The organism is Scandinavium tedordense, from assembly GCF_024764965.1.
GTDB lineage: Bacteria > Pseudomonadota > Gammaproteobacteria > Enterobacterales > Enterobacteriaceae > Scandinavium > Scandinavium tedordense.
This window is the reverse complement of record NZ_JALIGG010000054.1, coordinates 244,115-271,056: the sequence shown is the minus strand read 5'-3', so window position 1 is coordinate 271,056 and position 26,942 is coordinate 244,115. Positions and strand designations below refer to the sequence as shown.

Sequence of the window (26,942 nt, the reverse complement as noted above, 5' to 3'; positions counted from 1 at the left end):
ATGCCCATGCGTTTTGTGTGTTTATGCTGAACAATCAGGCGATGGCCGATCTTCATGGACATGAATTTGATGAGCTAGTGATTGTGCGTAGCGGTAGCGGTTTTCATATCGTTAACGACCACGCAGAAATGATCCGCCGAGGTGATTTCTTTTACGTCACCGCGAATGACATTCACTATTACGAAGCCACCAGTGAACTATCCTTGATTAATGTGTTAATTCATCGGGAGCGCCCGTTTAATTATATTAAGAATATTGAGGGGATGATTCAGACAATCAGCGATGATACCCGTCCGTTCACTATTCGCTATCAGTCACTGTCAGAATCATCGTTAAATAAGATTATTACACTCGCTGAAAGTATCAGCAGTCGGCGGGATGATGTTTTTGATAGCTGCTATTTTTCCAGTACCGAATCATCACTTTTGCAGATCCTGACGGTTCTGTGTGAGGGAAATCAGGCCGGTAAAATGCCCGTCGCGGAAGCGAAAGGTAAAGTGTATCTGTTGGATCATATTCGACAGAATTATGCCCAAGAGATTAACTGGAAAGGGGTTTGCGAAGAGGCAGGCATTGCGCTGCGCACGCTGTACCGATTCTTCCATGAGATGACGGGAAAAACGCCGGAGAAATTTCAGCAATTATATCGTCTGCTCAAAGCGCAGGAATTGTTGCGAACAACGGATATTCCCGTGAGTCGAATTGCCACGACCTGTGGGTTTATGAGTCCCCCGAGATTAACTGAAGCCTACCGTCGTCATTTTTCACGCACGCCTTCGCAGGAGCGCCAGCGAAGCACCTCTATTCAACAGGAGAGTGAGTAAAGGTTTATTTGTCATAATTATATTATATGGATTTAATTCGGCCATTTTTACGTTATCTGGCTGGAGGGTTTTTATTTTTAGAAATTGATATCCAATATTTTTAATTCAGGAATCTGTGCATTATTCCAATAACATAAATGGAGTGTCTGTTATGCCTGATATTAAACAACCGAACCCCTGGTATGTCGGGGTGGTTTCCGGTATGGCTTCTTATATTGATTCTGCCGCGATTGTTTCTAATGGTACTGCTCTGGTTATTTATCAAAAAACGCTCGGAACAACGGCCGCAGAAATTGGCGTGCTTTCCGGGGTGCTGACTCTGTGTATTGCGCTGGGTGCATTTTTTGGCGGTCGCCTTGGCGATTATTACGGCAGGCGCAAGGTGTTTATTATTACGATGGCAATGGTGGTGATTGGCACATTGCTTTTGGCATTTAGTTCGTCTTTTTCCGCATTACTTATCGGCACGATTTTTGTCGGGTTAGCAACAGGGGCCGACCTTCCTGTTTCTCTGGCGACGATCTCAGAGGCCGCGACGGATAAAAATCGAGGCAAAATTATCGGCTTGTCGAATTTGCTGTGGTTTGCGGGCATTTGCACCACCATGGCGATTTCAGCCGTCGCGGGTGGCTGGGGCAAAACTGGGGCACAAATTCTCTATTTGCATGTCGGCCTCGTGGCTGGAGTGCTGCTGATATTACGTTGGTCGCTCCCGGAATCACCAATGTGGCTCGTGGCCCATAAAGAACGCCTGGGCGGAAAAGCCACCGTGCGTGCACAAAAAAATTCTTACGCCGACCTGTTTCGCGGCAAATATCTGTGGCCCTTTATCGCGCTATGCCTGTTTTACATGTTCACTAATCTGGCGGCCAATACTGGCGGGCAGTTCGGGGCATATGTCGCGGTGAACGTGGTGGGGATCAGCGTTGAAAAAAATGCGCTGTGGAACCTGCTTGTTATGCCGGTGGGTGTGCTTTCAGGCCTGCTGTTTATGAAGATGGTGGACACCAAAAATCGCATGCCAGTGTTTATCATCGGAGCCTGCTTTTTCGCCGGTGGATTCCTTATGCCGGTACTGCTCAATTTCTCTCCGACGTCCTGGTTCTGTTGCTTGCTGTTTACCGCCATCGGCAGCGGGATGGCCTTTGAAGGGATAATGAAGGTTTGGTCCCAGGAGTCGTTTCCTACCATGCTGCGCGCCACTGGGCAGGGTGCGATTGTCGGACTGTCGCGCCTGACCTGCGGCGTATTGGCGTTTGTCACGCCGGTTCTGCTCGATGCCGGGCCGGTCATTCTCTACAGCCTGCTTACCACCATTGTGGCGTCGGGCATGTTTATCGGTTGGCTGTGTTTCCACGGCAAACCGCGCAATGAATTTTCCAGTGAAGCCGAAATTATCTCCCCGGCGACACATCGCCCGCTGCCCGTTGCGGCCCAGACCACCACCCCGAATTAATCTCAATTACGCAAGGAGTCTTTGATTATGCTTTCAGTCAGTCAAATCACGCTCGACGGTGAAGTTTCGTTAAGCGGTGTCGATCAGTTGCCCATTATCGGCTGGAAAATTGACAGCGACAGGCACAATGTTGTGCAGCACTCCTGGTATTTACAGTGCAGTCTGACCGCCGATTTTTCATCGCTGATGTTTGACAGCGGAGAGGTGGTCAGCGGCCAGTCCAGTAACATCGATCTCGGCGACGCAGTGCTGCTGTCGTCAACCCGCTATCATCTGCGGGTCCGCATTACTGACAATCACGGGGAACGCAGCGAATGGAGCCCATCCGCGACGTTCGTCACTGGGCTGCTCGGCTCGCCGTGGCAGGGGGCGTTTATTTCGGCGGAAACGCCAGCAGATAACGCGAAGTCTAACGCGACGCTGCTGCGTAAAGCGTTTTCGTTAACGCAGCCTAAAACGATTGCCGCTGCCTGGGTGCACGCCACGGCGCTGGGAATGTATCAGCTGTTCCTGAACGGCGAACGCGTTGGCAACGATGAACTGACACCGGGCTGGACTAGCTATCGCCATCATTTGCTGTATCAAACCTATGACGTCACCGGTCTGTTGAATCAAGGTGAGAACGTCATTGGCGCGGAGCTGGGCGCGGGTTGGTTCAAAGGTGATATGGGCTTTAGCCGCCATCGTAATTATTACGGCGAGCAAACCGCGCTGCTGTGCCAACTGGTGATTCAGTATGACGATGGTTCACGGCAGGTCGTCGGGTCCGACCGTTCATGGCGAGGCAGCGATTCCGCGCGTGAGTTTGCCGAGATATACGACGGTGAGCGGTTCGATGCGCGTCGGATTCAGGTGGGCTGGAATCAGGCTGGTTTTAGCGATGGATCATGGCGAGCGGTCAGCGTCGTCGATTGGGACAACAATACGCTGAAGGCTCAGGGTGCGGGGACGGTTCGCCAGATGGAACGTCTGGCGGCGAAGGCGCTAATTATTACGCCGCAGGGCGATAAGGTTCTCGATTTCGGTCAGAACATGAGTGGTTGGGTGGAGTTTTGCGTGCGTGGCAATGCGGGCGATAAAGTGGTGCTGCGCCACTTTGAAACGCTGGACGCCAACGGCAACGTCTATCTTGATAACCTGCGCACCGCCAGGCAGACCACGGAATATGTTCTGAAAGGTGAAGGCGATGAAACCTGGCACCCGCGGTTTAGCTGGCAGGGCTTCCGCTATGTGAAGGTGGAGGAATTTCCGGGTGGGCTGGACCTGAACCAGTTCACCGCCATTGTTATCCATTCCGATATGGCCGCCACCGGGCATTTTACCTGTTCAAATCCGGAGTTAAATCAGCTACACCACAACATCCTCTGGGGACTGAAAAGTAACTTTGTTGATGTGCCGACCGACTGTCCTCAGCGTGATGAACGCCTGGGCTGGACCGGCGATGCGCAGATATTTTGCCGGACGGCGAGCTATCTGATGCAAACTCAGACCTTCTTTGCCAAGTGGCTGGTTGATCTGAAAGCCGATCAAACCCCGGAAGGTGGTGTGCCGCATGTCATTCCCGACATTCTCACCGGACACTGTGACCAGGATAAGTTTCTCGCGGAAGGGGGCACGCATTCCGCGACGGGCTGGGCTGACGCTGCAGTGATCAACCCGTGGACGCTGTATCTGATGTACGGCGACAAACGGGTGCTGGAAAGTCAGTATGCCAGCATGAAAGGCTGGGTCGATTTTATGCAGGCCCATGCGGACAACGATATCTGGCGCTACAAATTGCAGTTCGGCGACTGGGTGGCGCTGGATGCGCAAGAGGGCAGTTATTTCGGCGCCACGCCGGAAGACCTGATTTGCACGGCCTGGTACGCCAATTCCACCCAGCTATTGGCGAAAACGGCAAAGGTACTCGAACGTACAGACGATCATCGTTATTACGATGCTTTGCATGCACGGATTGTGGAACGCTTCCGCCAGCGATTTTTCACCGCCGATGGGGACATGACCACCCAAACCCAGACCGCGTATATTCTCGCACTCTGTTTCAACCTGGTGCCGGACGCGTTGCGTGAGCGCACAGCGAATCGGCTGGTGGAACTGCTGCACGAGCATGGTGGGCATCTGGTCACCGGTTTCCTCGGTACGCCGTATTTCTGCCACGCGTTGAGCCAGAATCAACATCCAAAAGAAGCCTGGTCGCTGTTGTTGAAGGATGATTTTCCATCGTGGCTGTATCAGGTTAAAGCTGGGGCCACTACCATTTGGGAGCACTGGGATGGCATCAAACCCGATGGTTCGATGTGGAGTCCGGACATGAATTCGTTCAACCACTATGCCTACGGTGCGGTGGGCGAATGGTTGTATCGCACCGTGGCGGGCATTGAGGCGGACGAAACGGCTCCAGGGTTTAAGCATGTGGTGATTTCGCCACTGCCCGGTGGTGGTCTGAGCTGGATGGACGCGCGCTATCAGTCGATTTATGGTGATATTGCGGTGAACTGGCAGGCGCAAAAGGGACGGGTGGTGCTGACGTTCCGCGTTCCGGCGAACACCACGGCGACCGTTAAGCTGCCTGCTGTCAGGGAAATTATCACCAGCGGCTCGTTGAATTTTTCTCATGAAAACGGTGAATGGTCGGCGCACTGCGGATCGGGAGAATATCGGGTGGAGTATTTGCCTGATGAATCGGTAGACCTGACTTACACAGACTGATAGCTTAACGGCATCACACGGAGCAAGCGGCCCATGTGGCCGCTTTTTCTTTGCAAGTCTGGACAGTGAACGTGAATACATTAGAACAAACCATCGGCAATACACCATTAATTAAACTCCAGCGCCTCACGCCGGATAACGGCAGTGAAATCTGGGTCAAACTGGAAGGCAACAATCCCGCGGGGTCGGTGAAAGACCGTGCCGCGCTATCAATGATTGTGCAGGCGGAAAAACGCGGTGAAATCAACCCGGGCGACGTACTGATTGAAGCCACCAGTGGCAACACCGGCATTGCGCTGGCGATGATCGCCGCGCTGAAGGGCTATCGCATGAAGCTGCTGATGCCCGACAACATGAGTCAGGAGCGTCGGGCCGCGATGCGTGCCTATGGGGCTGAACTGATTCTGGTCAGCAAAGAGCAGGGCATGGAAGGCGCGCGCGATTTAGCACTGGAAATGGCCACCCGTGGCGAAGGCAAATTGCTTGACCAGTTTAATAATCCGGATAATCCGTTTGCGCATTACACCACCACTGGGCCGGAAATTTGGCAGCAAACTGAGCAACGGATGACGCATTTCGTGTCCAGCATGGGCACCACTGGCACCATTACCGGGGTGTCGCGATTTCTGCGCGAGCAGGATAAAAGCGTGACTATTGTGGGACTACAGCCGGAAGAGGGCAGCAGCATTCCGGGCATTCGCCGCTGGCCTGCGGAATACATGCCGGGTATTTTTAATGCTTCTCTGGTGGATGAGGTCATGGATATTCATCAGCGTGATGCGGAAAATACCATGCGTGAACTGGCGGTGCGGGAAGGTATTTTCTGTGGTGTGAGTTCCGGTGGCGCGGTTGCTGGTGCGCTGCGGGTGGCGAAGGCCAATCCGGGCGCGGTGGTGGTGGCGATTATCTGCGATCGCGGCGATAGGTATTTATCGACCGGTGTGTTCGGTGAAGAGAGTTACAATCAGGGGGCGGGGATTTAACGGTCATGGAAATGATTCTATTCCGGGATAAAACCCGGGCGCAGCAGGCCGATATTGTGGCCGTGCAGTCTCAGGTCGTGTACGGCAGTGTTGGTAACAGCGTAGCGGTACCGAATATCAAACAGCACCATCTGAACGTACTGGCGGTGCCAACGGTGCTGTTCAGCAATACGCCGCATTACGATACGTTTTATGGTGGCGTGATCCCTGATGAGTGGTTCAGCGGTTATTTGCGCGCGCTCGAAGAGCGTGATGCGCTGCGTGAACTGAAAGCGGTGACCACAGGCTACATGGGCAGCGCCAGTCAAATTGCGATTCTGGCCCAGTGGTTGAAAGCGATGCGCGAAAAGCATCCACAAATGATGATTCTGGTGGACCCGGTGATCGGCGATACCGACAGCGGCGTGTACGTGAAGCCAGAAATTCCGGCAGCGTACTGTGAACATTTGCTGCCGCTGGCGCAGGGCATTACGCCAAACGTGTTTGAGCTTGGCGTGCTGAGCGGCAAACCGTGCGAGACGCTGGACGAGGCGATTGCCGCAGCAAAAAGCCTGCTGTCAGAGACGCTGAAATGGGTGGCCATTACCAGCGCGCCGGTTGCGGACGATAATGACATTCACGTGGTGCTGGTGACGGCAGATAGCGTGGACATCAGCGGCTGGCCCCGTGTGGCAACTGATTTGAAAGGAACGGGTGATTTATTCTGCTCGGAGTTAATCAGCGCGGTAGTGCAGGGGAAAACGTTGCAGGAGGCGGTGAATTTAGCGGGCAGTCGTGTCGTTGAGGTGATGGCTTACACCCTTGAGAAAGGGTATGACGAACTGATTCTTCCACCGCGATAATTCTCCACGACAGAAACAAAAATGGCGCCCGAAGGCGCCATTTTTCTATCCATGCGGCATCAATTATTTTTTGATGCGGATAACCGGAGTTTCACCCACGGTCACGCTACCGGACAGTTTGATAAGCTCTTTGATCTCGTCCATGTTGGAGATAACAACCGGAGTCAGGGTAGACTTGGCTTTCTCTTCCAGCAGTGCCAGATCGAACTCGATAACCGGATCGCCAACTTTGACACGCTGGCCTTCTTCCGCGATACGTTTGAAACCTTCGCCTTTCAGTTCAACGGTATCGATACCGAAGTGAACGAACAGCTCAATGCCACTGTCGGACTCGATTGAGAACGCGTGGTTGGTTTCAAAGATTTTACCGATAGTACCATCAACCGGCGCAACCATTTTGTTGCCGGTCGGTTTGATAGCAATGCCATCGCCCACGATTTTCTCAGCAAAAACTACATCCGGCACGTCTTCGATGTTGACGATCTCGCCAGAGAGCGGGGCAACAATCTCAATAGTTCCGGTGTCTTTTTTATCATCAGAAACCAGAGATTTCAGTTTATCGAACAAACCCATGATCTTCTCCTAAGCAGTAATTTGGGCCGCATCTCGTGGATTAGCAGATTGTTTTTTCTTCAATGAACTTGTTAACCAGCGTCATTAACTCGTCCGTTGTCGGTTGAGCAAGAGCCTGCTCTGCTAAAACCTTCGCATCTTCGAAGTTCGTGTTACGGATAATCTTCTTAATGCGCGGGATGGAAATGGCGCTCATAGAGAACTCGTCCAGACCCATACCCAGCAACAGAAGTGTAGCACGTTCATCGCCTGCAAGCTCACCACACATGCCAGTCCACTTGCCTTCAGCATGAGAAGCATCAATAACTTGCTTGATAAGCGTCAGGACAGAAGGAGACATTGGCTGGTAGAGATGCGAAATCATATCATTACCACGGTCAACCGCGAGGGTGTACTGCGTTAAATCATTGGTTCCGATACTAAAGAAGTCAACTTCTTTGGCCAGATGACGGGCAATGGTCGCGGCCGCAGGTGTTTCCACCATTACGCCAACTTCGATTGTTTCGTCAAATGCCTTACCTTCGTCACGCAGTTCCTGTTTGTAGATTTCGATCTCTTTTTTCAGTGCACGCACTTCTTCAACAGAGATGATCATCGGGAACATGATGCGCAGTTTACCGAAAGCGGAAGCACGCAGGATTGCACGAACCTGGTCACGCAGGATCTCTTTACGATCCATAGCGATACGGATTGCACGCCAGCCCAGGAACGGGTTCTCTTCTTTCGGGAAGTTCATGTACGGCAGCTCTTTGTCGCCACCGATGTCCATGGTACGGACGATGACCGCCTGAGAGCCACAGGCTTCAGCAACGGCTTTATACGCAGCGAACTGTTCTTCTTCAGTTGGCAGCGAGTCACGGTCCATGAACAGGAATTCTGTGCGGTACAGGCCGACACCTTCAGCGCCATTGCGCTCTGCACCGTCGACATCACGAACGGTACCGATGTTGGCACAGACTTCAACCTGGTGGCCATCGAGAGTGATTGCTGGCAGGTCTTTCAGTTTCGCCAGTTCAGCTTTCTCTTCTGCAACCTGAGTCTGAATATTACGCAGCGATTCGATCTCGTCGTTAGTCGGGTTAACGTAGACTTTGTTATTAACCGCATCGAGGATCAGATAGTCGCCGGTTTTCACGTCAGTGGTGACGCTGCCGGTGCCCACGATCGCTGGCAGTTCAAGGGAACGCGCCATGATTGAGGTGTGGGAAGTACGGCCACCGATATCGGTGATGAAACCCAGCACCTTGTTCAGGTTCAGCTGTGCGGTTTCAGAAGGCGTCAGATCTTTCGCGACCAGGATAACTTCATCCTGAATAGCGCTCAAATCGATAATTGCCAGACCGAGGATGTTGCGCATCAGGCGCTTACCGATGTCACGTACGTCTGCCGCACGTTCTTTCAGGTATTCATCATCGAGCTCTTCCAGAGCAGTCGCCTGACCTTCGATAATCTCATGCGCTGCTGCATCAGCAGTCATGTGCTTATCTTTAATCAGGGCTATGATTTCCTGCTCCAGCTCCTCATCTTCCAGCAACATAATGTGGCCTTCGAAGATGGCTTCTTTTTCTTCGCCGAACGTTTCGCCAGCCTTCGTTTTAATCGCTTCCAGCTGCGCGGACGCCTTAGCACGACCACTCAGAAAGCGTTCAACTTCCTGGTCGACGCTATCAGCAGAAATTTTCTTCCGGTCGATGACAATTTCATCTTCTTTCAACAACAGTGCTTTGCCGAAAGCGATACCCGGGGATGCTAAAATGCCTGAAATCATAACCCTACCTTACTTGTGACTGATTTTAAAAAGAACTCTTGAACTTACTCGAGTTCAGCCATCAGCTTAACTAAATGCTCAACTGCTTTCTGCTCGTCTTCGCCTTCTGCAGAGAGGGTCACTACGGTGCCCTGGGTCAGACCCAAAGTCTGCAGTTTGAACAGGCTCTTAGCGCTAGCGCTTTTGCCGTTGGAGGTCACGGTGATCTCAGAAGCGAAGCCTTTAGCTTCTTTAACAAACTGAGCGGCAGGGCGAGTGTGCAGACCGTTCGGAGCGGTAATGGTAACTTCTTGCTGGAACATTATATTTCCCCAACTTATAGGTTTAGTGTTGTGGAACTAAAGTCTAGCCTGGCGGCTACACTTTAGCCTGTATAGATTAGCGCCGGCGGATACGAAAGCGACACAGAAGGTCTGACGCGATCCTGGCAGGCACTTCTGGCCGGTGACGTTTAGCTCGTCATTAAACATTATGCCGCGAAAGCAAGATTTGAACCAAATCATAAAATCGATTCAGCAAGCGGAAATCCTGAATTGAATAATTTCGCGCATCAAAATAATTGTGATGGTTAAATACCAGACCCGACGGGGGGAAGCAATGCCGGGCGGACCAAAAGTATGACCTGTGCCACAAAAAAGCACCCTATCGGGTGCTTTTTTCGTCATATTTTTACATTTGGCATTACTGTTGCAATTCTTTTTCCGTGAAGAGATCTGCAAACAATGCGGTACTTAAATAACGCTCACCTGAGGACGGTAGAATAACCACTATGTTCTTATTGGTAAAGGTTTCGTCTTCTTGCAGTTTCAGCGCTGCAGCGACTGCTGCACCTGAAGAGATACCTGCCAGAATGCCTTCTTCTTCCATCAGACGACGTGCGGTAGAGATGGCTTCTTCGTTGGTAATGGTGACGACACGGTCAATAATTTTCAGGTCAAGGTTGCCCGGAATGAAGCCCGCGCCGATACCCTGAATTTTGTGCGGGCCCGGTTTGATCTCTTCGCCCGCCAGCGCCTGGGTGATAACCGGTGAATCAGTCGGTTCAACCGCGACGCTAATCAAGTCGGTTTTGCCTTTGGTGCCTTTGATGTAGCGCGTGACGCCCGTCAGAGTGCCGCCAGTGCCCACTCCCGAGATAAAGACATCGACCTGGCCGTCAGTGTCTTCCCAAATTTCTGGGCCGGTCGTTTTCTCGTGGATTTCCGGGTTGGCCGGGTTGCTGAATTGCTGCAGCAACAGGAATTTTTCAGGATTGTCCGCCACAATTTCTTCGGCTTTCTGGATGGCACCTTTCATGCCTTTCGCGCCTTCGGTCAAAACCAGATTCGCGCCCAGCGCTTTCAGCAGCTTGCGGCGTTCAACGCTCATGGTTTCAGGCATGGTCAGTGTCAGTTTGTAGCCACGCGCAGCCGCTACGTAAGCGAGCGCAATCCCGGTGTTACCGCTGGTCGGTTCAACCAGTTCGATGCCCGGCTTCAGTACACCGCGTTTTTCGGCATCCCAAATCATGTTGGCCCCGATTCGGCATTTGACGCTGAAGCTCGGGTTGCGTGACTCCACCTTCGCGAGGATGCGTCCATTACCGATTCGGTTCAGTCGAACCAGCGGCGTATGACCGATTGTCAGCGAGTTATCTTCAAAAATCTTACTCATAGCCCGTCCTTAACTGTATGAAATTTGGGAACGACACCAGCATACGCGGATGGTCATGATGCGGAAGGAAAGTTTTCGTATATCGATATGCTGATGTGAAATAAAGGTTATCAGTATGGAATAAGGGATGGCATTCGCCACCCCTTTATTTACTTTTATATACAGATGACAATCACTTCCAGACCGCGTGCTTGTCGCGATAGCAATCCACCCACATGGCGGTGGCCCCGCAAATAGCGACGGGCAAAATGACCAGGTTCAGCACCGGGATCATCGTGAACAGGCTGGTCAACGCACCAAACTGCATGTTGGTGACTTTGCGTGCGCGCAGTGCTTCACGCATCGTTTTGAACGGCACTTTGTGGTTATCGAATGGATAATCGCAGTACTGGATGGCCATCATCCAGGCGCTGAACAAGAACCACAGCACCGGTGCGAGGGTCTGGCCGATGCCCGGAATGAAGTACAGCACCAGCAGAATCAACGCTCGCGGTAAGTACCATGCCAGTTTTTGCCATTCGCGCTTCATGATGCGCGGCACGTCTTTCATCACGCCCAGTATACCGGCATCGGGCGGAGTGGCTCCCGTCAGACGCGCTTCGAGCTGTTCAGCCAACAGGCCGCTGAACGGGGCGGCAATCCAGTTTGTGATGGTTGAGAAGAAGTAGCCAAAAACAAGCAGAACGGAAAGCACCACAATCGGCCACAGCAAATAGCTCAGCCACTGCAGCCAGTCAGGAATGTGGCCCATCAACGCTGGGATCCAGTTACCGAGTTCACTAAACAGCCACCAGAACGCGCCGCCCATCAGCACGATGTTCACCAGCAAAGGCAGGATCACGAAACGGCGAATGCCTGGCAGGGTGATCAGTTTCCAGCCCTGTGAAAAGTAGTAAACCCCACTACGGGGTGCAGAGGTTGAAACCATGGTCAGGTGATACTCCTTTTAGAAAATTCCTGGTCATTGCGCGCCTATATTATCGGCTTGCCAGACGATATCCAGTTAGGAAATGTTCGAAAAAACAGCAAAAAGCACGATTTGGTTCATCTTTATGCTCCGAATTCCTGGTACGCACTTGCACTTGACGTAATGGGCAAATACTCTTAGTGAGTAAATGTTTGCCGTGGTGGCAAGGTGTTAGAACAACAGAGAATATAATGATGCAGGATTTGCGTCTGATATTAATCATTGTTGGCGCGATCGCCATAATCGCATTGCTGGTTCACGGTTTCTGGACCAGTCGCAAAGAACGTTCTTCGATGTTCCGCGATCGCCCAATGAAACGCATGAAATCGCGTAACGACGATGAGTCGGATGACGACGGCTTCGATGATGAGGTTGAAGGCGTAGGTGAAGTTCGTGTTCACCGGGTGAACCCTGCCCAAAACGTACACGCCGGTGAGCAAGATGCTAACCGCCAGGCGCCGCAGCATCAGTACCAGCCGCCTTACGAGCGTCAGGTACCGCAGCAGCCCGTTCGGCAGGAAGAGCCGGTACGTCAGCCACCTCAGCCGCAGCAACAGTCGCCGGTTCATCAGGCCCCGGAACAGCATCAGCATGTTCAGCAGCCTGTTGCCCCGCAGCAACCTGTTCCACAGCAGCCGGTTGTGCCTCAGTATCAGCAGCCGGTGCAGCCTCAGGCGCCACAGCAGCCTGTACCGCAGCCGCATGCCCATCAGCCTGCGCCGGTAGAGCAGCCTGTCGCTCAGCAGCCAATTGCTCAGCCTGAGCCTGTTGCAGAGCCGCAGCCAGAGCCGCAGCCGGTGAAACAGGAGCGCAAAGAGACGGTTATCGTCTTGAGCGTTGCCGCGCATCAAGGGTCGCTTATCAATGGCGAACTGCTGCGTAACAGCGTTGAGCAGACAGGTTTCGTCTTCGGCGACATGAATATTTATCATCGCCACTTGAATCCTGGCGGCGGTGGCCCGGCGCTGTTCAGCCTCGCAAACATGGTGAAACCGGGGACATTCGATCCGGAAAACATGGCCGACATGCAAACGCCTGGCGTGACCATTTTCATGCAGGTGCCGTCTTACGGTGACGAGCTGCAAAACTTCAAGTTGATGCTGCAATCTGCGCAGTACATCGCGGATGAAGTCGGTGGTGTGGTGCTGGACGATCAGCGCCGAATGATTACCCCGCAGAAGGTGCGTGAGTATCAGGATCGTATCCGCGAAGTGAAAAACGCCAACGCATAAACGCCCGGCGTATCACACCCCTTCCTGAACCCCCGCCTGTCGGGGGTTTTTTATCATTGATGGTGGGATATGGAACCAATCGAACAACAACTGACTGAACTGCGAACCACGCTTCGCCATCACGAATACCTCTATCACGTCATGGATGCGCCGGAAGTGCCGGACGCCGAATACGACCGCCTGATGCGCGAACTGCGCGAGCTGGAACAGCAACACCCTGAGCTGATTACCCCTGATTCGCCAACGCAGCGTGTAGGAGCCGCACCGCTAACTTCGTTCAGCCAGATTCGTCATGAAGTGCCGATGCTGTCGCTGGATAACGTCTTCGACGAAGAGAGTTTTGCCGCCTTTAACAAGCGCGTGCAGGACCGACTGAAAAGCACAGATGCACTGACCTACTGCTGTGAACTGAAGCTTGATGGCCTGGCCGTCAGTATCCTGTATGAAAACGGCATACTGATTCAGGCGGCAACGCGCGGCGACGGTACCACTGGCGAAGATATTACTGCCAACGTGCGCACCATCCGGGCGATTCCGCTGAAGCTGCGTGGTGACAATATACCTGCGCGTCTGGAAGTGCGTGGCGAAGTATTCCTGCCGCAGGCGGGCTTCGAGAAAATCAACGAAGACGCGCGTCGTACGGGCGGAAAACTGTTTGCTAACCCACGTAATGCAGCGGCAGGCTCACTGCGTCAGCTTGATCCGCGCGTCACCGCGAAGCGACCGCTTACTTTCTTCTGCTACGGTGTAGGAGTACTGGAAGGCGGAGAACTGCCGGGCAGCCATCTTGGCCGTTTGCAGCAGTTTAAAGCCTGGGGCTTGCCGGTCAGCAACCGTGTGAAGTTGTGCAGTTCTCCGGAGGAAGTGCTCGCTTACTACCACAAGGTAGAAGAAGACCGCCCAACGCTCGGGTTTGATATCGACGGCGTGGTTATTAAGGTTGATTCGCTGGAACTTCAGGAACAGCTGGGCTTTGTGGCGCGTGCGCCGCGCTGGGCAGTGGCGTTTAAATTCCCTGCGCAGGAACAAATGACCTTTGTGCGCGATGTGGAATTCCAGGTCGGGCGCACCGGGGCCATCACCCCCGTGGCACGTCTGGAGCCGGTGCAGGTTGCCGGTGTATTGGTGAGTAACGCTACGCTGCATAACGCCGATGAAATTGAACGTCTGGGCCTGCGTATTGGCGATAAGGTGGTTATCCGCCGCGCCGGGGATGTTATCCCGCAGGTGGTAAACGTGGTTCTGTCAGAGCGCCCGGATGATACGCGTGCCGTGGAGTTTCCCGCACATTGTCCGGTTTGTGGGTCTGACGTTGAGCGCGTGGAAGGCGAAGTCGTTACCCGCTGCACCGGTGGTTTGATATGCGGGGCGCAGCGCAAAGAAGCATTGAAGCACTTTGTTTCGCGTCGGGCGCTGGATGTTGATGGCATGGGTGACAAAATTATCGATCAACTGGTCGAGAAAGAGTACGTCCTCACGCCGGCTGACCTGTTCCGTTTGACCGCGGGCAAGCTAACCGGACTCGATCGCATGGGACCGAAATCGGCGCAGAACGTGGTCAGCGCGCTGGAAAAATCGAAAGAAACGACTTTCGCGCGTTTCCTGTATGCGCTCGGTATCCGTGAGGTGGGTGAAGCGACAGCCGCAGGTCTGGCGGCGCATTTCGGCACTCTGGAGGCACTGATTTCGGCTTCCATCGAGGATCTGCAAAAGGTGCAGGACGTCGGGATTGTCGTCGCAACCCATGTGTTCAACTTCTTTGCCGAAGAGAGCAACCGCGAGGTTATCCAACAGCTTCAGGCTGAAGGCGTTCACTGGCCTGCGCCAGTGGTCATCAATGCCGAAGAGATTGATAGCCCGTTTGCCGGGAAAACCGTGGTGCTGACCGGCAGTCTGAGTCAGATGTCACGTGACGATGCAAAAGCGCGCCTGGTTGAACTCGGGGCGAAAGTGGCGGGCAGCGTATCAAAGAAAACGGATTTGGTGATTGCCGGTGAGGCCGCAGGCTCGAAGCTTTTGAAAGCACAAGAGCTTGGCATTGACGTCATTGATGAAGCGGAAATGCTGCGCCTGTTAGGAGTGTAACGTGGAAAAAGAGCAGCTGATTGAAATCGCCAACACCGAGATGCCATTTGGTAAATACAAAGGCCGAATGCTGATTGATGTGCCGGAGGAATATTTGCTGTGGTTTGCCCGTAAGGATGAGTTTCCAGCCGGGCGGCTCGGGGAACTGATGGCCATCACGCTGCTGATTAAAACTGAGGGGCTGACTCATCTGGTTCAGCCCCTGAAGCGCAGCCGTTAAGCTTTCGCCTCGTCAACGGCATTTTTGGCCAGAAGTGCGTCAGTCTGGCGTTTGTAGCGACGCGCCAGCCCCGCACAGACCATCAGCTGAATCTGATGGAAAATCATCAGTGGCAGCACCATCATTCCGATCATTGCGGTCGGGAAGAGAATATTGGCCATCGGGATACCGTTGGCCAGACTCTTTTTCGAACCACAGAACACAATCGTTATTTCATCGGCTTTGTTAAAACCACATTTACGCGCCACAAACGTGTTCACGGCAATCACAATCGCCAGCAGCACGATGCTCACCACCACGATAAATAGCAGCGACCCTACGCCAACCTTGTGCCAAATTCCGTTGACCACCGCTTCACTAAAGGCCGAGTAAACGACCAGCAGAATCGACGTCTGGTCCGTTTTGGAAATCCACTTCTTATTTCGCGACACCCAAGCGGCGGTCCACGGACGGGATAAATGGCCAAGCACGAACGGGAGCAGAAGCTGCAGCATGATTTTGCCGACCTGTTCAAAACTGCCTTCCGCCCCGTGTAGATTCATCAGTAAACCCACCAACAGCGGCGAAACGAAAATCCCGAGCAGGCTGGATGCCGACGCAGAACACACTGCTGCCGCGACGTTGCCGCCCGCCATAGACGTAAACGCAATAGCAGACTGCACGGTAGCGGGCAGAATGCACAGATAGATGAAGCCGTTATACAGTGTCTGATCGACATTGATGGGTGCCCAGAGGGCGAAAAGCACACCGAGCACGGGGAATACCACGAAGGTGCTGCACATTACCCAGATGTGCAGTCGCCAATGGCTGCCCCCAGCGATAATCGCTTCGCGAGAGAGTTTGGCGCCGTGCATAAAGAACAGCAGTGCAATGGCGGCGGTGGTTAAGCCTTCAAAGAAAGGCACGTATCCACCGCGCGCAGGAAACAGGGAAGCCAACAGAACGACGCTAATCAGCGTCAGTGTAAAAGGGTCGAGAATGCGAAAAAGTTTCATAAACGCTCCTGAAAGTCGATGTCGCTATTGTGCTTTCTCTGCTTTGAGAAATAAAATTGATTTATTGCATCCATTGATGAATTAAACAGATGAATTATTCCCTGCGTCAGTTGAAAGTGTTTATTACCGTTGCCCGGGCCAAAAGCTTTAGCCGGGCAGGGGAGATGATTGGTCTGAGCCAGTCGGCAGTGAGTCACAGTGTAAAAGAGCTGGAACATCAGACCGGTGTGAAGCTACTCGACCGCACCACGCGAGAAGTGGTGCTGACCGAAGCCGGACAGCAGCTGGCAATTCGGCTTGAGCGTTTGCTCGACGAACTGAACAGTACTCTTCGTGAAGCCGGGCGCGTCGGCCAGCAACTCGCGGGAACCGTGCGGGTGGCGGCGAGCCAGACCATTTCGGCGCATCTGATCCCGCAGTGCATCGCGGCCAGTAATCAGCGTTATCCAGAAATTGATTTTGTGCTTCACGACCGACCGCAGCGGTGGGTACTGGAGAGTATTCGTCAGGGTGAAGTGGATTTTGGGATTGTGATAGACCCGGGTGCGGTGGGGGATTTGCAGTGTGAGCCGATTCTGTCAGAGCCATTTTTTGTGTTGTGCCGGGGCGATCATCCTTTTTCCGGGCTTCAAAGCGTTGAGTGGCAGGCGTTACAGGGGACCAGGATGGTGTTGCAGGATTATGCGTCAGGCAGCCGACCTCTGATTGACGCTGCACTCGCTCATTATGCCATTGAGGCCAATATTGTGCAGGAGATTGGGCATCCGGCGACGCTTTTCCCGATGGTCGAAGCCGGAATCGGGATCAGCATTTTACCCGCGCTGGCCTTGCCGTTGCCGCAGGGCAGTCAGCTGATGGTTAAACGCCTGACGCCAGTGGTTGATCGGCAATTGATGCTGGCAAGACGTAAAAACCGTTCGCTTTCTACCGCAGCGCAGGCTTTGTGGGATGTCGTCGGGCAACAGGCTCAGGCGCTTACCGCCGCCCGTGCTCACGACCCGCTGTATCAGACATAAATATCAATCTGATGGGCGTCCGACGGATTGTTTACCCCGGTGGCCGGAGTTGAAGGTGTTGCTTGTGCCTGTTCTTTTTCAGCCTGCTGGCGTTGGATCTGCGCCAGCTGTGCTTCAAGCATAGTGATTTGTTCCTGAATCATCTCCGCCTGCTTCTGTTTTTCATCCGCATCACCGCTGCCGTCAGCAATGGTTTTCAGCTGCTGGGTTAGTTTAGTTATCTGCTGAGTGATGCGAGTGATTTGCGAAGACGCGTCAGTGCCCTGCGGATGGGTAGTAACGGTTGTCGTTTGCAGACCGGGTGATGAAGAAGAAGGTAACGAAATTGCCGCCATCATGTGTTCCTTTCAATACGGATAACAGAGTTATCGGCAGAAGGGAGTAGGGCTTGAGGGAAAAGAACTGAGAGGGAAAGTCTGGAGAGACGTGCAGGATATCACTCGTCTCATCCTGAGACTCGCCCTGCGGGTCACCGCTAGCGGTGATGCAAAATCGTTCCCGACGATTTTGTCGAACCTGCAGCAGGTTCTCATTCTGCACGTTGGGAACTGAGCCCAGAAACAACAAAAGCGCCAGAAGGCGCTTTTGTTTAAATTTGGTGGGTCGTGCAGGATTCGAACCTGCGACCAATTGATTAAAAGTCAACTGCTCTACCAACTGAGCTAACGACCCGAAGTGGTGGGTGATGACGGGATCGAACCGCCGACCCCCTCCTTGTAAGGGAGGTGCTCTCCCAGCTGAGCTAATCACCCACTTCGGTACTTCATGTAAGAAACGCGCTGGCGAGAAATTGGTGGGTGATGACGGGATCGAACCGCCGACCCCCTCCTTGTAAGGGAGGTGCTCTCCCAGCTGAGCTAATCACCCACTTCTCAATTTCTTACATTTACTGCTTCACACGGCGGAGACTACAAAAGTAGTGGTGGGTGATGACGGGTTCGAACCGCCGACCCCCTCCTTGTAAGGGAGGTGCTCTCCCAGCTGAGCTAATCACCCCCGCTGTGTGGAGTCGCATTATAGGGAGAGTTGAAAATGAGTCAACGCCTTTTCCAAAGATTTTGTTTGTTCGTCGTAAAATTAAACAAAACGATCGCAAATCGTTCCGCAGCGCATGATTTATAAACAAAATCAGCTAAGCGCAGCGATTCAAAGGGATGAACGTTGAGGATTCAGGTGGGAGTGATAGAATATTGCGAATATTTTTATTAAGGATCCGCCGGCTGTCGGCAACGTCCTAAACGTAAGGCCATTTCATGAAAATCAAAACTCGCTTCGCGCCAAGCCCGACAGGCTATCTGCACGTCGGCGGTGCGCGTACTGCTCTTTACTCCTGGCTTTTTGCTCGCAACCACGGCGGTGAGTTCGTGCTGCGCATTGAAGACACCGATCTCGAGCGTTCTACGCCGGAAGCCATCGAAGCAATTATGGATGGCATGAACTGGCTGAGCCTGGAGTGGGACGAAGGCCCGTATTTCCAGACCAAACGTTTCGATCGCTATAATGCGGCCATTGATGAGATGCTGGTCGCGGGCTCTGCATATAAATGCTATTGCTCGAAAGAGCGCCTGGAAGCCCTGCGCGAAGAACAAATGGCCAATGGCGAGAAACCACGTTACGACGGTCGCTGCCGCCACGGTCATGAGCATCATGCTGATGATGAGCCATGCGTGGTGCGTTTTGCTAACCCGCAGGACGGTTCCGTTATTTTTGACGACCAAATTCGTGGCCCAATTGAATTCAGCAACCAGGAGCTGGATGACCTGATCATCCGACGCACCGACGGTTCCCCGACTTACAACTTCTGCGTTGTGGTTGATGACTGGGATATGGAGATCACCCACGTTATCCGTGGCGAAGATCATATCAACAATACCCCGCGTCAGATTAACATTCTGAAAGCGCTGAACGCGCCGGTACCCGTATACGCACACGTGTCGATGATTAACGGCGACGACGGCAAAAAGCTTTCCAAGCGTCACGGTGCGGTGAGCGTAATGCAGTATCGCGATGACGGTTATTTGCCGGAAGCACTGCTGAACTACTTGGTGCGCCTGGGCTGGTCCAGTGGCGATCAGGAAATATTCACCCGTGAAGAGATGATCAAACTGTTCTCTCTGGGTGCAGTAAGCAAATCTGCCAGTGCATTCAATACCGAAAAACTGCAGTGGTTGAACCACCATTACATTAATTCGATGGCACCGGAATATGTTGCGACTCATCTGCAGTGGCACATCGAACAGGAAAATATCGATACCCGCAATGGCCCGCAGCTGTCTGAGCTGGTGACCCTGCTGGGCGAACGTTGTAAAACGCTGAAAGAGATGGCGGCGAGCTGCCATTACTTCTATGAAGAGTTTGATGCGTTCGATGCTGATGCGGCGAAGAAACACCTGCGACCGGTGGCACGTCAGCCGCTGGAAGTGGTGCGTGATAAACTGGAAGCCATCACTGAGTGGACCGCAGAAAACGTACATCACGCGATTCAGGCAACCGCTGATGAGCTGGAAGTGGGCATGGGTAAAGTTGGGATGCCACTGCGTGTGGCCGTCACCGGCGCCGGTCAGTCTCCGGGCCTGGATGTCACCGTTCATGCGATTGGTAAGAGCCGTAGCGTAGCGCGTATCAACAAAGCGCTGGCGTTTATTACTGAGCGTGAAAGCCAGCAGTAACAGGCTCGAATAAGAAACGGCAGGCTCAGGCCTGCCGTTTCTTTATGCGCTTTCGTCCGCGATGCTCAGTCGTCGTAGAAAACCGCTTAACCCTTCCCGAACCAGCAGCGTCTGTAAACGCTGTTTCTCATCAGGCTCCATCATTACTAATACATCCTGAATTTTCCGCCAGACTGGATCGTTGTCCTGCGTGTGGTAGATATAATTGGGTTCGGCTGCCTGCAAGGAAAGCTTGAGGTGACGCAGTTTTGGCGTAGTGGCGAGAAAATCTCTGACCTCTGGCGTGATATGAATCAGACGCGCTCTGCCACCCTTCACGCCAGGTAACGACTCCGTTACCCAGTTTTGTTCCCGGATCCAACGATTGATTGTCTGTTTGGCCACACCCACACAGTTCGTCAGCTCCTGCGTGGTCATTTTGCTGTGAAGTATATTCATCACTGTCCTTGCGTACGGATACCCAGGCGGAGAAGCAGACCGGTGATGCCTTCGCGCAGCAGCAGGCTGGTAAGCTCTTTTTGCTCGTGGTCTGACATTTCTTTTGCGAGCGAGAGCAGAAGGGAATCAAATCCGTCTTCTGCGGAAAAATGTGCTCCGGCTGAGAAATCAGCGGCGTGCTGGGCGCTGCGTATGAATTCACGGACTTCATCACTGACGTGCACGAGACGTGCTTTGCCGCCCTGAACACCCGGACGAGGCGATGTTTGCCATCCTTCTTTACGTACCCATTTATTGATTGTTTGTCGGCTATAACCGGTTAGATGGGCAAGTTCCTCCGGCGTCATTCGTTCCTTGAGCATGCTATTTCCTGAGTGCCTGTGTGGGAATTAAAGGTTCATGTTATAGCATCCTTTTACGTGAAAACGTGACGCGTTTAACTCCTGATTGCGAGAACGTACGCAATGTCATTTAGTTGCATGCTTTTTCATCGATTGAGTTAGAGGTGAACATTTTGCCGTTGACACCTGACAAGGGAATTCATATTATGCCGCCCGTCAACACGACACGCTTTACGTTACGGGGCTATAGCTCAGCTGGGAGAGCGCTTGCATGGCATGCAAGAGGTCAGCGGTTCGATCCCGCTTAGCTCCACCAAATCCTGCACCCAACAGATTTGGAACGTGAAGTAAAAATTGTGGGGCTATAGCTCAGCTGGGAGAGCGCTTGCATGGCATGCAAGAGGTCAGCGGTTCGATCCCGCTTAGCTCCACCAAAATTCAAACCCTCGCCTCGGCGGGGGTTTTTGCTTTCTGCGTCCGTGAGATAGTAAAAAAGCGACCCGCTGATGTTAAAAGGTATCCGGATGTGAAATTCCATACAAATAATGGGACTTTTCTTGCGTCGGGAACTTGCTTCGCTCAATTAATAAACATAATATTTCCCTGTTGCAGTTATGCGCCCAGCCGGAATCCTCCCCAACCAATATGATGTTGAAAAATAACACTTCTGCCAAAAAATTTTTGCTGGCGCTGATCTTAAGTATTTTCACCATTCCCGTGGCCCGTTTTCTGGCGCCGCAAACCGTAATTGATGGCAACGCTATTTACCTTGCCTGGCTACCGCTGTGCGTCATTCTGTCAATTCTGCTGCTGTTTGGTCGCCACGCGGTGCTGCCGTTGGTTCTGGCGTTTACCGTAACAAATACTTGGTTTATGCCGTTGCCCTTTGGGCAGAACCTTGTGCTGGTGTTCTGTCAGCTGTTTGCCCCGATACTTTCCTGTGGCATTTTGCGCATTCTGATAGGTAAGCGCTGGCGCTTCGGGCTACCTAACCGTTACTTGGGGCAACGTATTTTCTGGGGCTGTTTTTTTGCGCCGCTGATACTAAAAGGATCGATGTATCTGGCGGGACTGTGGCTGGACTTCCCGATATCGGTTTCCGGTTATTTTGTTTCCTCTTCGGTTATCTACAGCCTCGTCGATATTCAGAGCCTGGTTTGCGCCGGGCTCATTTTCACCATGCTGTTTTATTACCCGCTGCGGATGCTCATCAACCCGCAGTACGCGCGAAAGTTCTGGCTGCGCAACATCCGGCCTGCCTTGGGCCGCCAGCAGTGGCTGTTTACGGTGAACTGGCTGGTGGCGCTGACTGCATTTCTGCTGATTCTCTGCGCACCATTTGAGTCGGAATATATCGCTGGCTATCTGGTGCCGGTTATTTTCATCCTGTTCTTCCTCGTCATTAACCGCTTTAACTATCCGCTGATCTGCTTACTGTGGGGCATCAGTGCTTTTTTCCTGGTGGGCTATAACGACAACTTCTTGCAGGGCGTGAACACTGAATATGCGCTGTCATTTGTGATGTCAGTGCTTATCTCATTCACCATATGCATGCTCCACATGTCGCAATTACAGACCCGCAGCAATGCCCTCCGCCGCAAATGGCACAACCAGGCGTGGCAGGATCCGCTGACCGGACTGCCAAATCTACGCGCGTTTGAAAGCTATCTGGAGAATCATCCTCAGGCCAGCGTATGCTGCCTGCGGATGGATAATCTGGAGTTCTTAAGCCGCCACTACGGGATGATGATGCGTGTGCATTGTAAGCGGATGCTCACCCGGAGTTTGCAGCCGCTGCTGGGTCGGGAAGAACGGCTTTTCCAGCTGCCGGGGAGTGAACTGCTGCTGGTACTGCACGGATCAGAAACCGCCGCGAGGCTCGCGTATATCGTCGATTTCCTCAACAGCCAGGCGTTTAAATGGCAGGGGGATGCGTTGGATCTGGAGTTTGGCGCAGCCTGGGGTGTGATTGAAGGGGAGGGGGAAGCCTTGCACCACACGCTCGGCCAATTGAGCTGGTTATCAGAGCAGGCCTGCGCCGCGCGGCGGGTGTTGGCACTCGATAATAGCCTTGCGACGGTCTCTGACAACACCACGGAACGCGTGATGCAGCTGAATCGCGTGAAGACAGCGCTGGCTGAAGGCGGTTTAACGCTCTATGCGCAGCCGATTGTTAGCCAGTCCGGCGACTGCTATCACGAAATTCTGGCGCGAATGACCTGCAATGGGCAAATCATTACCCCCGATCAGTTCATCCCAGTTATTGCGCAGTTCAACCTCAGCAAGCGTTTTGATTTGCTGGTGGTAGAGACGCTGTTCAAAGCGATGAAGGAGCTGCCGGGCGAGCGTTTCTCCGTCAACCTGATGCCGTTCACGCTGATGCAAAAGGAGATAGCCAATAAAATTCTCGCGCTGTTTAAGCAGTACGACGTTGCCCCTGAATTGGTCACTATTGAAATCACCGAACAGCAACTGCTGTCCAGTTCGGGAGCCAGTATGCTGAACATCCAGCGTCTGCGGGAGTATGGCTGCCTGATAGCGATAGATGATTTCGGTACTGGCTATGCGAACTACGAACGTTTAAAGCAGCTGGAAGCCGATATCGTTAAGATTGATGGTTGTTTCGTGCGTGACATTCTTACCGACCCGATGGATGAGATGATCGTCAAATCTATCTGTGACCTGGCGCGAGTGAAAAAACTGACTCTGGTGGCGGAATATGTTGAAACCGCTGAGCAACAAACGCTGCTGTACTCAATGGGTGTCGATTATCTGCAGGGGTATTTCATTGGGAAACCCCGTCCACTTGCGGAACTGCGGGCATAAAAAAAGCCGGGATAAACCCGGCTTGTTGACGACATCTGACAACGTATTGACTGACTTACAGAACCAGTGCGGCGATGGATGCGGACAGCACGCTCACCAGCGTAGAACCGTAAACCAGTTTCAGGCCGAAGCGTGAAACTACGTTCCCTTGTTCTTCGTTCAGGCCTTTAATCGCACCGGCGATGATGCCGATGGAAGAGAAGTTGGCGAAGGAAACCAGGAAGATGGACAGGATGCCTTCCGCGCGCGGAGAGAGCGTGCTGGCAATTTTCTGCAGATCCATCATTGCAACGAATTCGTTAGACACCATTTTGGTCGCCATGATGCTGCCGACTTGCAGAGCTTCATGAGCAGGAACACCCATCACCCACGCAACAGGCCAGAAGATATAGCCCAGAATGCCCTGGAAGGAGATACCGTGGCCGAACCAGCTGGTCACGGTGAAGAACAGCGCATTAAGTGCAGCAATCAGTGCGATAAAGCCAATCAGCATAGCGGAAACGATGATCGCTACTTTGAAGCCAGCCAGAATGTACTCGCCCAGCATTTCGAAGAAGCTTTGACCTTCGTGCAGATTAGACATCTGCAGGTTCTCTTCACTCTTATCAACCTGATATGGGTTGATGAGCGACAGAACGATGAAAGTACTGAACATGTTCAGCACCAGTGCTGCAACCACAAATTTCGGATCGAGCATGGTCATGTACGCGCCGACGATGGACATCGAAACGGTAGACATTGCGGTCGCCGCCATGGTGTACATACGGTTGCGTGACATCTTGCCGAGAATGTCTTTATAAGCGATGAAGTTTTCGGACTGACCGAGGATCAGGGAGCTAACCGCGTTGAATGACTCCAGTTTACCCATACCGTTGACTTTAGACAGCACGGTACCGATAGCGCGAATAACAATCGGTAGAATACGGATGTGCTGCAAAATACCAATCAGTGCGGAAATGAATACAATCGGGCAAAGCACTTTCAGGAAGAAGAATGCGAGGCCTTCATCGTTCATTTTACCGAAGACGAAATTTGTCCCTTCATTAGCGAATCCGAGAAGTTTTTCGAACATCTCGGAGAATCCTTTCACAAATCCCAGGCCGACATTAGAGTTCAGGAAGAACCAGGCTAACAGAACTTCAATGACAAGCAATTGAATAACATAGCGAATGCGAATCTTTTTACGATCGTGGCTGACCAGCAAAGCCAAAATCGCAACCACAGCAAGCGCGAGGACAAAGTGTAGAACGCGGTCCATATTTGCTCCAAATATGAGGCAGGTTAAATTTCCGTGCACATTCTATGCAACAAGCTAAAAGAAAACGAGATCTAGACCGCACTATCGGTTAATCCTGTGAGCAAACTCAAAAAAGGTGATCAACCATACAAAATTGTTATGTTATGTAAAGGTGTTAAAAGTTGAGTTAATGTACTAATCTGACGATTGAATCATCCTGACGTTACTCTACTCGATAACATGGCTGATATTTGTTCCCCGGCTATCGTTCCTGTCTATCAAAGAAATTATTATCACCTTTTCAAATGAACTTGATAATCATTCTCATTTTGATAGCATGAAACATAGCAAAGGCTATATTTCTGAGGCAGAAAATGACAAACAGTCGCGTTGAGAGTAGCAGCAGTCGCGCAGCACGCAAGATGCGGTTTGCATTAATGGGGCCTGCGTTCATTGCTGCCATCGGCTATATCGATCCGGGTAACTTCGCCACCAACATTCAGGCTGGGGCCAGCTACGGCTATCAGCTGCTGTGGGTGGTGGTGTGGGCAAACCTGATGGCGATGTTGATTCAGGTGCTGTCAGCCAAACTCGGGATTGCCACCGGTAAAAACCTGGCCGAACAAATTCGTGACCACTATCCGCGTCCGTTGGTGTGGTTCTACTGGGTGCAGGCGGAAATTATCGCCATGGCAACCGATCTGGCGGAATTCATTGGTGCGGCGATTGGTTTCAAGCTGATCCTCGGTATCTCGTTATTCCAAGGGGCGGTCCTGACCGGGATTGCGACCTTCCTGATTTTGATGCTGCAACGGCGTGGCCAAAAACCGCTGGAAAAAGTCATCGGCGGGCTGCTGCTGTTTGTGGCGGCCGCGTATATTGTCGAGCTGATTTTCTCGCAGCCCGCGCTGGCACCACTGGCGAAAGGGATGATTATCCCATCGTTACCAACGTCTGAAGCGGTGTTTCTCGCGGCAGGCGTGCTGGGTGCAACTATCATGCCGCACGTAATTTACCTGCATTCTTCGCTAACGCAGCACCTGCACGGCGGTTCGCGGCAGGAGCGCTACAGCGCGACGCGATGGGATGTGGCGATTGCCATGACTATTGCCGGGTTTGTGAATCTGGCGATGATGGCCACGGCCGCGGCGGCGTTTCACTTCCGCGGTCACACCGGCATTACCGATTTGGATCAGGCGTACCTGACGCTCGAACCACTGCTCAGCCACGCGGCAGCGACTATCTTCGGTCTGAGTTTGATTGCCGCAGGGCTGTCATCTACCGTGGTCGGTACCCTGGCCGGACAGGTCGTCATGCAGGGCTTTATTCGCTTCCACATTCCTCTGTGGGTCCGCCGTGCAGTCACTATGCTGCCGTCGTTTGTGGTCATCTTTCTGGGGCTGGACCCAACGCGTATTCTGGTGATGAGCCAGGTGCTGCTGAGCTTCGGTATCGCCCTGGCTCTGGTGCCGCTACTGCGATTTACCAGTGATGCGAAACTGATGGGCGATCTGGTCAACACGCTCTGGGTAAAACGGATTGGCTGGGTGATTGTGGCGCTGGTGGTAGCGTTGAATGGCTGGCTGCTGATAGGCACGCTGCTCGACCTGTAATTCCGCGTTGAAGACAATAAAAAAGCAGCCTTCTCAGGCTGCTTTTTTTAATGGTGATGCCCACCGTGTCCATGACCGCCACGGCCCGGGCCGCGACCCCAACCGCCACGATGGTCATTCCTGTCGTGCCAGCCTTCACGGTAGCCGCGCTCGTAGGCGTTACGTTTGTCCCAACCACGATGCCGGCCGTTATCATGATGGCGCCAGCGCGCGTCACGCCACTCGTAATTACGGTGCCAGTAGTCGCGGTCGCGCCAGTGGCCGCCGTCCCAGTAATTACCATAATGATCCTGATCGCCAATTTGTAATTTTACCGATGGGATCAGGGTGAGTTCGCCTGCATTCGCCACTATCGGGGCGCTCGCCAGTAAAACTGCAGCCAGAATCAGTGACCTGAACATGAATCTCTCCTTACGTCCGGGGCCTTAGTGGGCCTGTTAACGCAATCTTACGAGGTGTTACAACCCCGCAGCATTGGAGCAACTCCTAAATCCC

23 protein-coding genes, 6 tRNA genes and 1 other RNA gene are annotated in these 26,942 nt (G+C 52.8%); 14 read left to right on the top strand and 16 right to left on the bottom strand.

Annotated features, from left to right (window positions below; translation table 11 throughout):
• Positions 1 to 23 precede the first annotated feature (23 nt).
• The 5 genes from MUU46_RS10265 (at position 24) to pdxK (ending at position 6,814) form a co-directional block, all read left to right on the top strand.
• A complete protein-coding gene (locus MUU46_RS10265) occupies positions 24 to 824 on the top strand; it encodes a helix-turn-helix domain-containing protein (protein ID WP_258965543.1) in 801 nt (266 codons plus the stop codon).
• 151 nt (positions 825 to 975) lie between these two features.
• A complete protein-coding gene (locus tag MUU46_RS10260) occupies positions 976 to 2,280 on the top strand; it encodes an MFS transporter (RefSeq protein WP_258965464.1) in 1,305 nt (434 codons plus the stop codon).
• A 27-nt stretch (positions 2,281 to 2,307) separates the two neighbouring features.
• On the top strand, positions 2,308 to 4,989 hold the full coding sequence (locus MUU46_RS10255; RefSeq protein ID WP_258965463.1) for a glycoside hydrolase family 78 protein: 2,682 nt from the start codon (positions 2,308 to 2,310) through the stop codon (positions 4,987 to 4,989).
• Between the two features lie 71 nt (positions 4,990 to 5,060).
• The gene (gene cysM / locus MUU46_RS10250; RefSeq protein WP_159760575.1) at positions 5,061 to 5,972 is read left to right on the top strand and encodes a cysteine synthase CysM; all 912 of its coding nucleotides are present in this window, start codon (positions 5,061 to 5,063) and stop codon (positions 5,970 to 5,972) included.
• 5 nt (positions 5,973 to 5,977) lie between these two features.
• Complete coding sequence (pdxK, locus tag MUU46_RS10245; protein WP_159760573.1) at positions 5,978 to 6,814, top strand: pyridoxine/pyridoxal/pyridoxamine kinase; 837 nt, start codon at positions 5,978 to 5,980, stop codon at positions 6,812 to 6,814.
• Positions 6,815 to 6,877: 63 nt separating this feature from the next.
• On the opposite strand, the gene crr is transcribed toward pdxK, so the two are convergent.
• The 5 genes from crr to cysZ form a co-directional block, all read right to left on the bottom strand.
• Positions 6,878 to 7,387, bottom strand: a complete 510-nt coding sequence (gene crr, locus MUU46_RS10240) for a PTS glucose transporter subunit IIA (protein ID WP_110509079.1) — start codon at positions 7,385 to 7,387, stop codon at positions 6,878 to 6,880.
• Between the two features lie 40 nt (positions 7,388 to 7,427).
• Entirely contained in the window at positions 7,428 to 9,155 is a 1,728-nt protein-coding gene (ptsI, locus tag MUU46_RS10235) for a phosphoenolpyruvate-protein phosphotransferase PtsI (protein ID WP_159760571.1), read from the bottom strand.
• Positions 9,156 to 9,199: 44 nt separating this feature from the next.
• Positions 9,200 to 9,457 (bottom strand): phosphocarrier protein Hpr, encoded by a 258-nt coding sequence (gene ptsH / locus MUU46_RS10230; RefSeq protein ID WP_110509083.1) that lies wholly within the window; start codon positions 9,455 to 9,457, stop codon positions 9,200 to 9,202.
• Between the two features lie 379 nt (positions 9,458 to 9,836).
• Complete coding sequence (gene cysK / locus MUU46_RS10225; protein ID WP_159760569.1) at positions 9,837 to 10,808, bottom strand: cysteine synthase A; 972 nt, start codon at positions 10,806 to 10,808, stop codon at positions 9,837 to 9,839.
• 172 nt (positions 10,809 to 10,980) lie between these two features.
• Positions 10,981 to 11,736, bottom strand: coding sequence for a sulfate transporter CysZ (gene cysZ, locus MUU46_RS10220; protein ID WP_159760567.1), 756 nt, complete (start codon positions 11,734 to 11,736; stop codon positions 10,981 to 10,983).
• A 230-nt stretch (positions 11,737 to 11,966) separates the two neighbouring features.
• Here cysZ and zipA point away from each other — a divergent pair, with 230 nt between their 5' ends.
• The 3 genes from zipA (at position 11,967) to MUU46_RS10205 (ending at position 15,312) form a co-directional block, all read left to right on the top strand.
• Entirely contained in the window at positions 11,967 to 13,007 is a 1,041-nt protein-coding gene (gene zipA / locus MUU46_RS10215; RefSeq protein ID WP_258965462.1) for a cell division protein ZipA, read from the top strand.
• Between the two features lie 69 nt (positions 13,008 to 13,076).
• Positions 13,077 to 15,092, top strand: a complete 2,016-nt coding sequence (gene ligA / locus MUU46_RS10210; protein WP_258965461.1) for an NAD-dependent DNA ligase LigA — start codon at positions 13,077 to 13,079, stop codon at positions 15,090 to 15,092.
• Position 15,093: 1 nt separating this feature from the next.
• Positions 15,094 to 15,312, top strand: a complete 219-nt coding sequence (locus tag MUU46_RS10205) for a DUF3820 family protein (protein WP_125353576.1) — start codon at positions 15,094 to 15,096, stop codon at positions 15,310 to 15,312.
• Here MUU46_RS10205 and MUU46_RS10200 read toward each other — a convergent pair.
• Positions 15,309 to 16,307, bottom strand: a complete 999-nt coding sequence (locus tag MUU46_RS10200; protein ID WP_258965460.1) for a bile acid:sodium symporter family protein — start codon at positions 16,305 to 16,307, stop codon at positions 15,309 to 15,311. The genes MUU46_RS10205 and MUU46_RS10200 overlap by 4 nt on opposite strands.
• Before the next feature lie 89 nt (positions 16,308 to 16,396).
• Here MUU46_RS10200 and MUU46_RS10195 point away from each other — a divergent pair, with 89 nt between their 5' ends.
• Entirely contained in the window at positions 16,397 to 17,323 is a 927-nt protein-coding gene (locus MUU46_RS10195; RefSeq protein ID WP_258965459.1) for a LysR family transcriptional regulator, read from the top strand.
• On the opposite strand, the gene MUU46_RS10190 is transcribed toward MUU46_RS10195, so the two are convergent.
• From MUU46_RS10190 to MUU46_RS10165, 6 genes are all read right to left on the bottom strand, one after another.
• Positions 17,314 to 17,658: a FlxA-like family protein gene (locus tag MUU46_RS10190; RefSeq protein WP_258965542.1), complete on the bottom strand. Its 345-nt coding sequence runs from the start codon at positions 17,656 to 17,658 to the stop codon at positions 17,314 to 17,316. The genes MUU46_RS10195 and MUU46_RS10190 overlap by 10 nt on opposite strands.
• Before the next feature lie 82 nt (positions 17,659 to 17,740).
• Positions 17,741 to 17,877, bottom strand: a non-coding RNA gene (locus tag MUU46_RS10185) — RtT sRNA.
• A 42-nt stretch (positions 17,878 to 17,919) separates the two neighbouring features.
• Positions 17,920 to 17,995: transfer RNA gene (locus MUU46_RS10180), tRNA-Lys, on the bottom strand.
• Between the two features lie 4 nt (positions 17,996 to 17,999).
• Positions 18,000 to 18,075 (bottom strand) — tRNA-Val (locus MUU46_RS10175).
• A 39-nt stretch (positions 18,076 to 18,114) separates the two neighbouring features.
• Positions 18,115 to 18,190 (bottom strand) — tRNA-Val (locus MUU46_RS10170).
• 53 nt (positions 18,191 to 18,243) lie between these two features.
• Positions 18,244 to 18,319: transfer RNA gene (locus MUU46_RS10165), tRNA-Val, on the bottom strand.
• A 257-nt stretch (positions 18,320 to 18,576) separates the two neighbouring features.
• Here MUU46_RS10165 and gltX point away from each other — a divergent pair.
• Positions 18,577 to 19,992, top strand: coding sequence for a glutamate--tRNA ligase (gene gltX, locus MUU46_RS10160; RefSeq protein WP_159760559.1), 1,416 nt, complete (start codon positions 18,577 to 18,579; stop codon positions 19,990 to 19,992).
• Between the two features lie 42 nt (positions 19,993 to 20,034).
• Here the strand turns inward: gltX and MUU46_RS10155 are convergent, their stop codons facing one another.
• A complete protein-coding gene (locus MUU46_RS10155; protein ID WP_258965458.1) occupies positions 20,035 to 20,430 on the bottom strand; it encodes a YfeC-like transcriptional regulator in 396 nt (131 codons plus the stop codon).
• Positions 20,430 to 20,792 (bottom strand): YfeC-like transcriptional regulator, encoded by a 363-nt coding sequence (locus tag MUU46_RS10150; RefSeq protein WP_258965457.1) that lies wholly within the window; start codon positions 20,790 to 20,792, stop codon positions 20,430 to 20,432. The genes MUU46_RS10155 and MUU46_RS10150 overlap by 1 nt, the downstream gene beginning before the upstream one ends.
• Before the next feature lie 219 nt (positions 20,793 to 21,011).
• On the opposite strand from MUU46_RS10150, the gene MUU46_RS10145 reads away from it, so the two are divergent.
• The 3 genes from MUU46_RS10145 to MUU46_RS10135 all read left to right on the top strand — a co-directional run bounded on the left by MUU46_RS10145 (position 21,012) and on the right by MUU46_RS10135 (position 23,597).
• A tRNA-Ala gene (locus tag MUU46_RS10145) sits at positions 21,012 to 21,087 on the top strand.
• 42 nt (positions 21,088 to 21,129) lie between these two features.
• Positions 21,130 to 21,205, top strand: a tRNA-Ala gene (locus tag MUU46_RS10140).
• 211 nt (positions 21,206 to 21,416) lie between these two features.
• Positions 21,417 to 23,597, top strand: coding sequence for a sensor domain-containing phosphodiesterase (locus MUU46_RS10135; protein ID WP_258965456.1), 2,181 nt, complete (start codon positions 21,417 to 21,419; stop codon positions 23,595 to 23,597).
• A 55-nt stretch (positions 23,598 to 23,652) separates the two neighbouring features.
• Here the strand turns inward: MUU46_RS10135 and MUU46_RS10130 are convergent, their stop codons facing one another.
• Positions 23,653 to 24,855, bottom strand: coding sequence for a NupC/NupG family nucleoside CNT transporter (locus MUU46_RS10130; protein WP_159760551.1), 1,203 nt, complete (start codon positions 24,853 to 24,855; stop codon positions 23,653 to 23,655).
• Positions 24,856 to 25,208: 353 nt separating this feature from the next.
• Between MUU46_RS10130 and MUU46_RS10125 the strand changes: the two genes are divergently transcribed.
• The gene (locus MUU46_RS10125) at positions 25,209 to 26,447 is read left to right on the top strand and encodes an Nramp family divalent metal transporter (protein WP_159760549.1); all 1,239 of its coding nucleotides are present in this window, start codon (positions 25,209 to 25,211) and stop codon (positions 26,445 to 26,447) included.
• A 47-nt stretch (positions 26,448 to 26,494) separates the two neighbouring features.
• Here MUU46_RS10125 and MUU46_RS10120 read toward each other — a convergent pair whose 3' ends face one another.
• Positions 26,495 to 26,848, bottom strand: coding sequence for a DUF2502 domain-containing protein (locus MUU46_RS10120; RefSeq protein ID WP_159760547.1), 354 nt, complete (start codon positions 26,846 to 26,848; stop codon positions 26,495 to 26,497).
• Between the last annotated feature and the right edge of the window lie 94 nt (positions 26,849 to 26,942).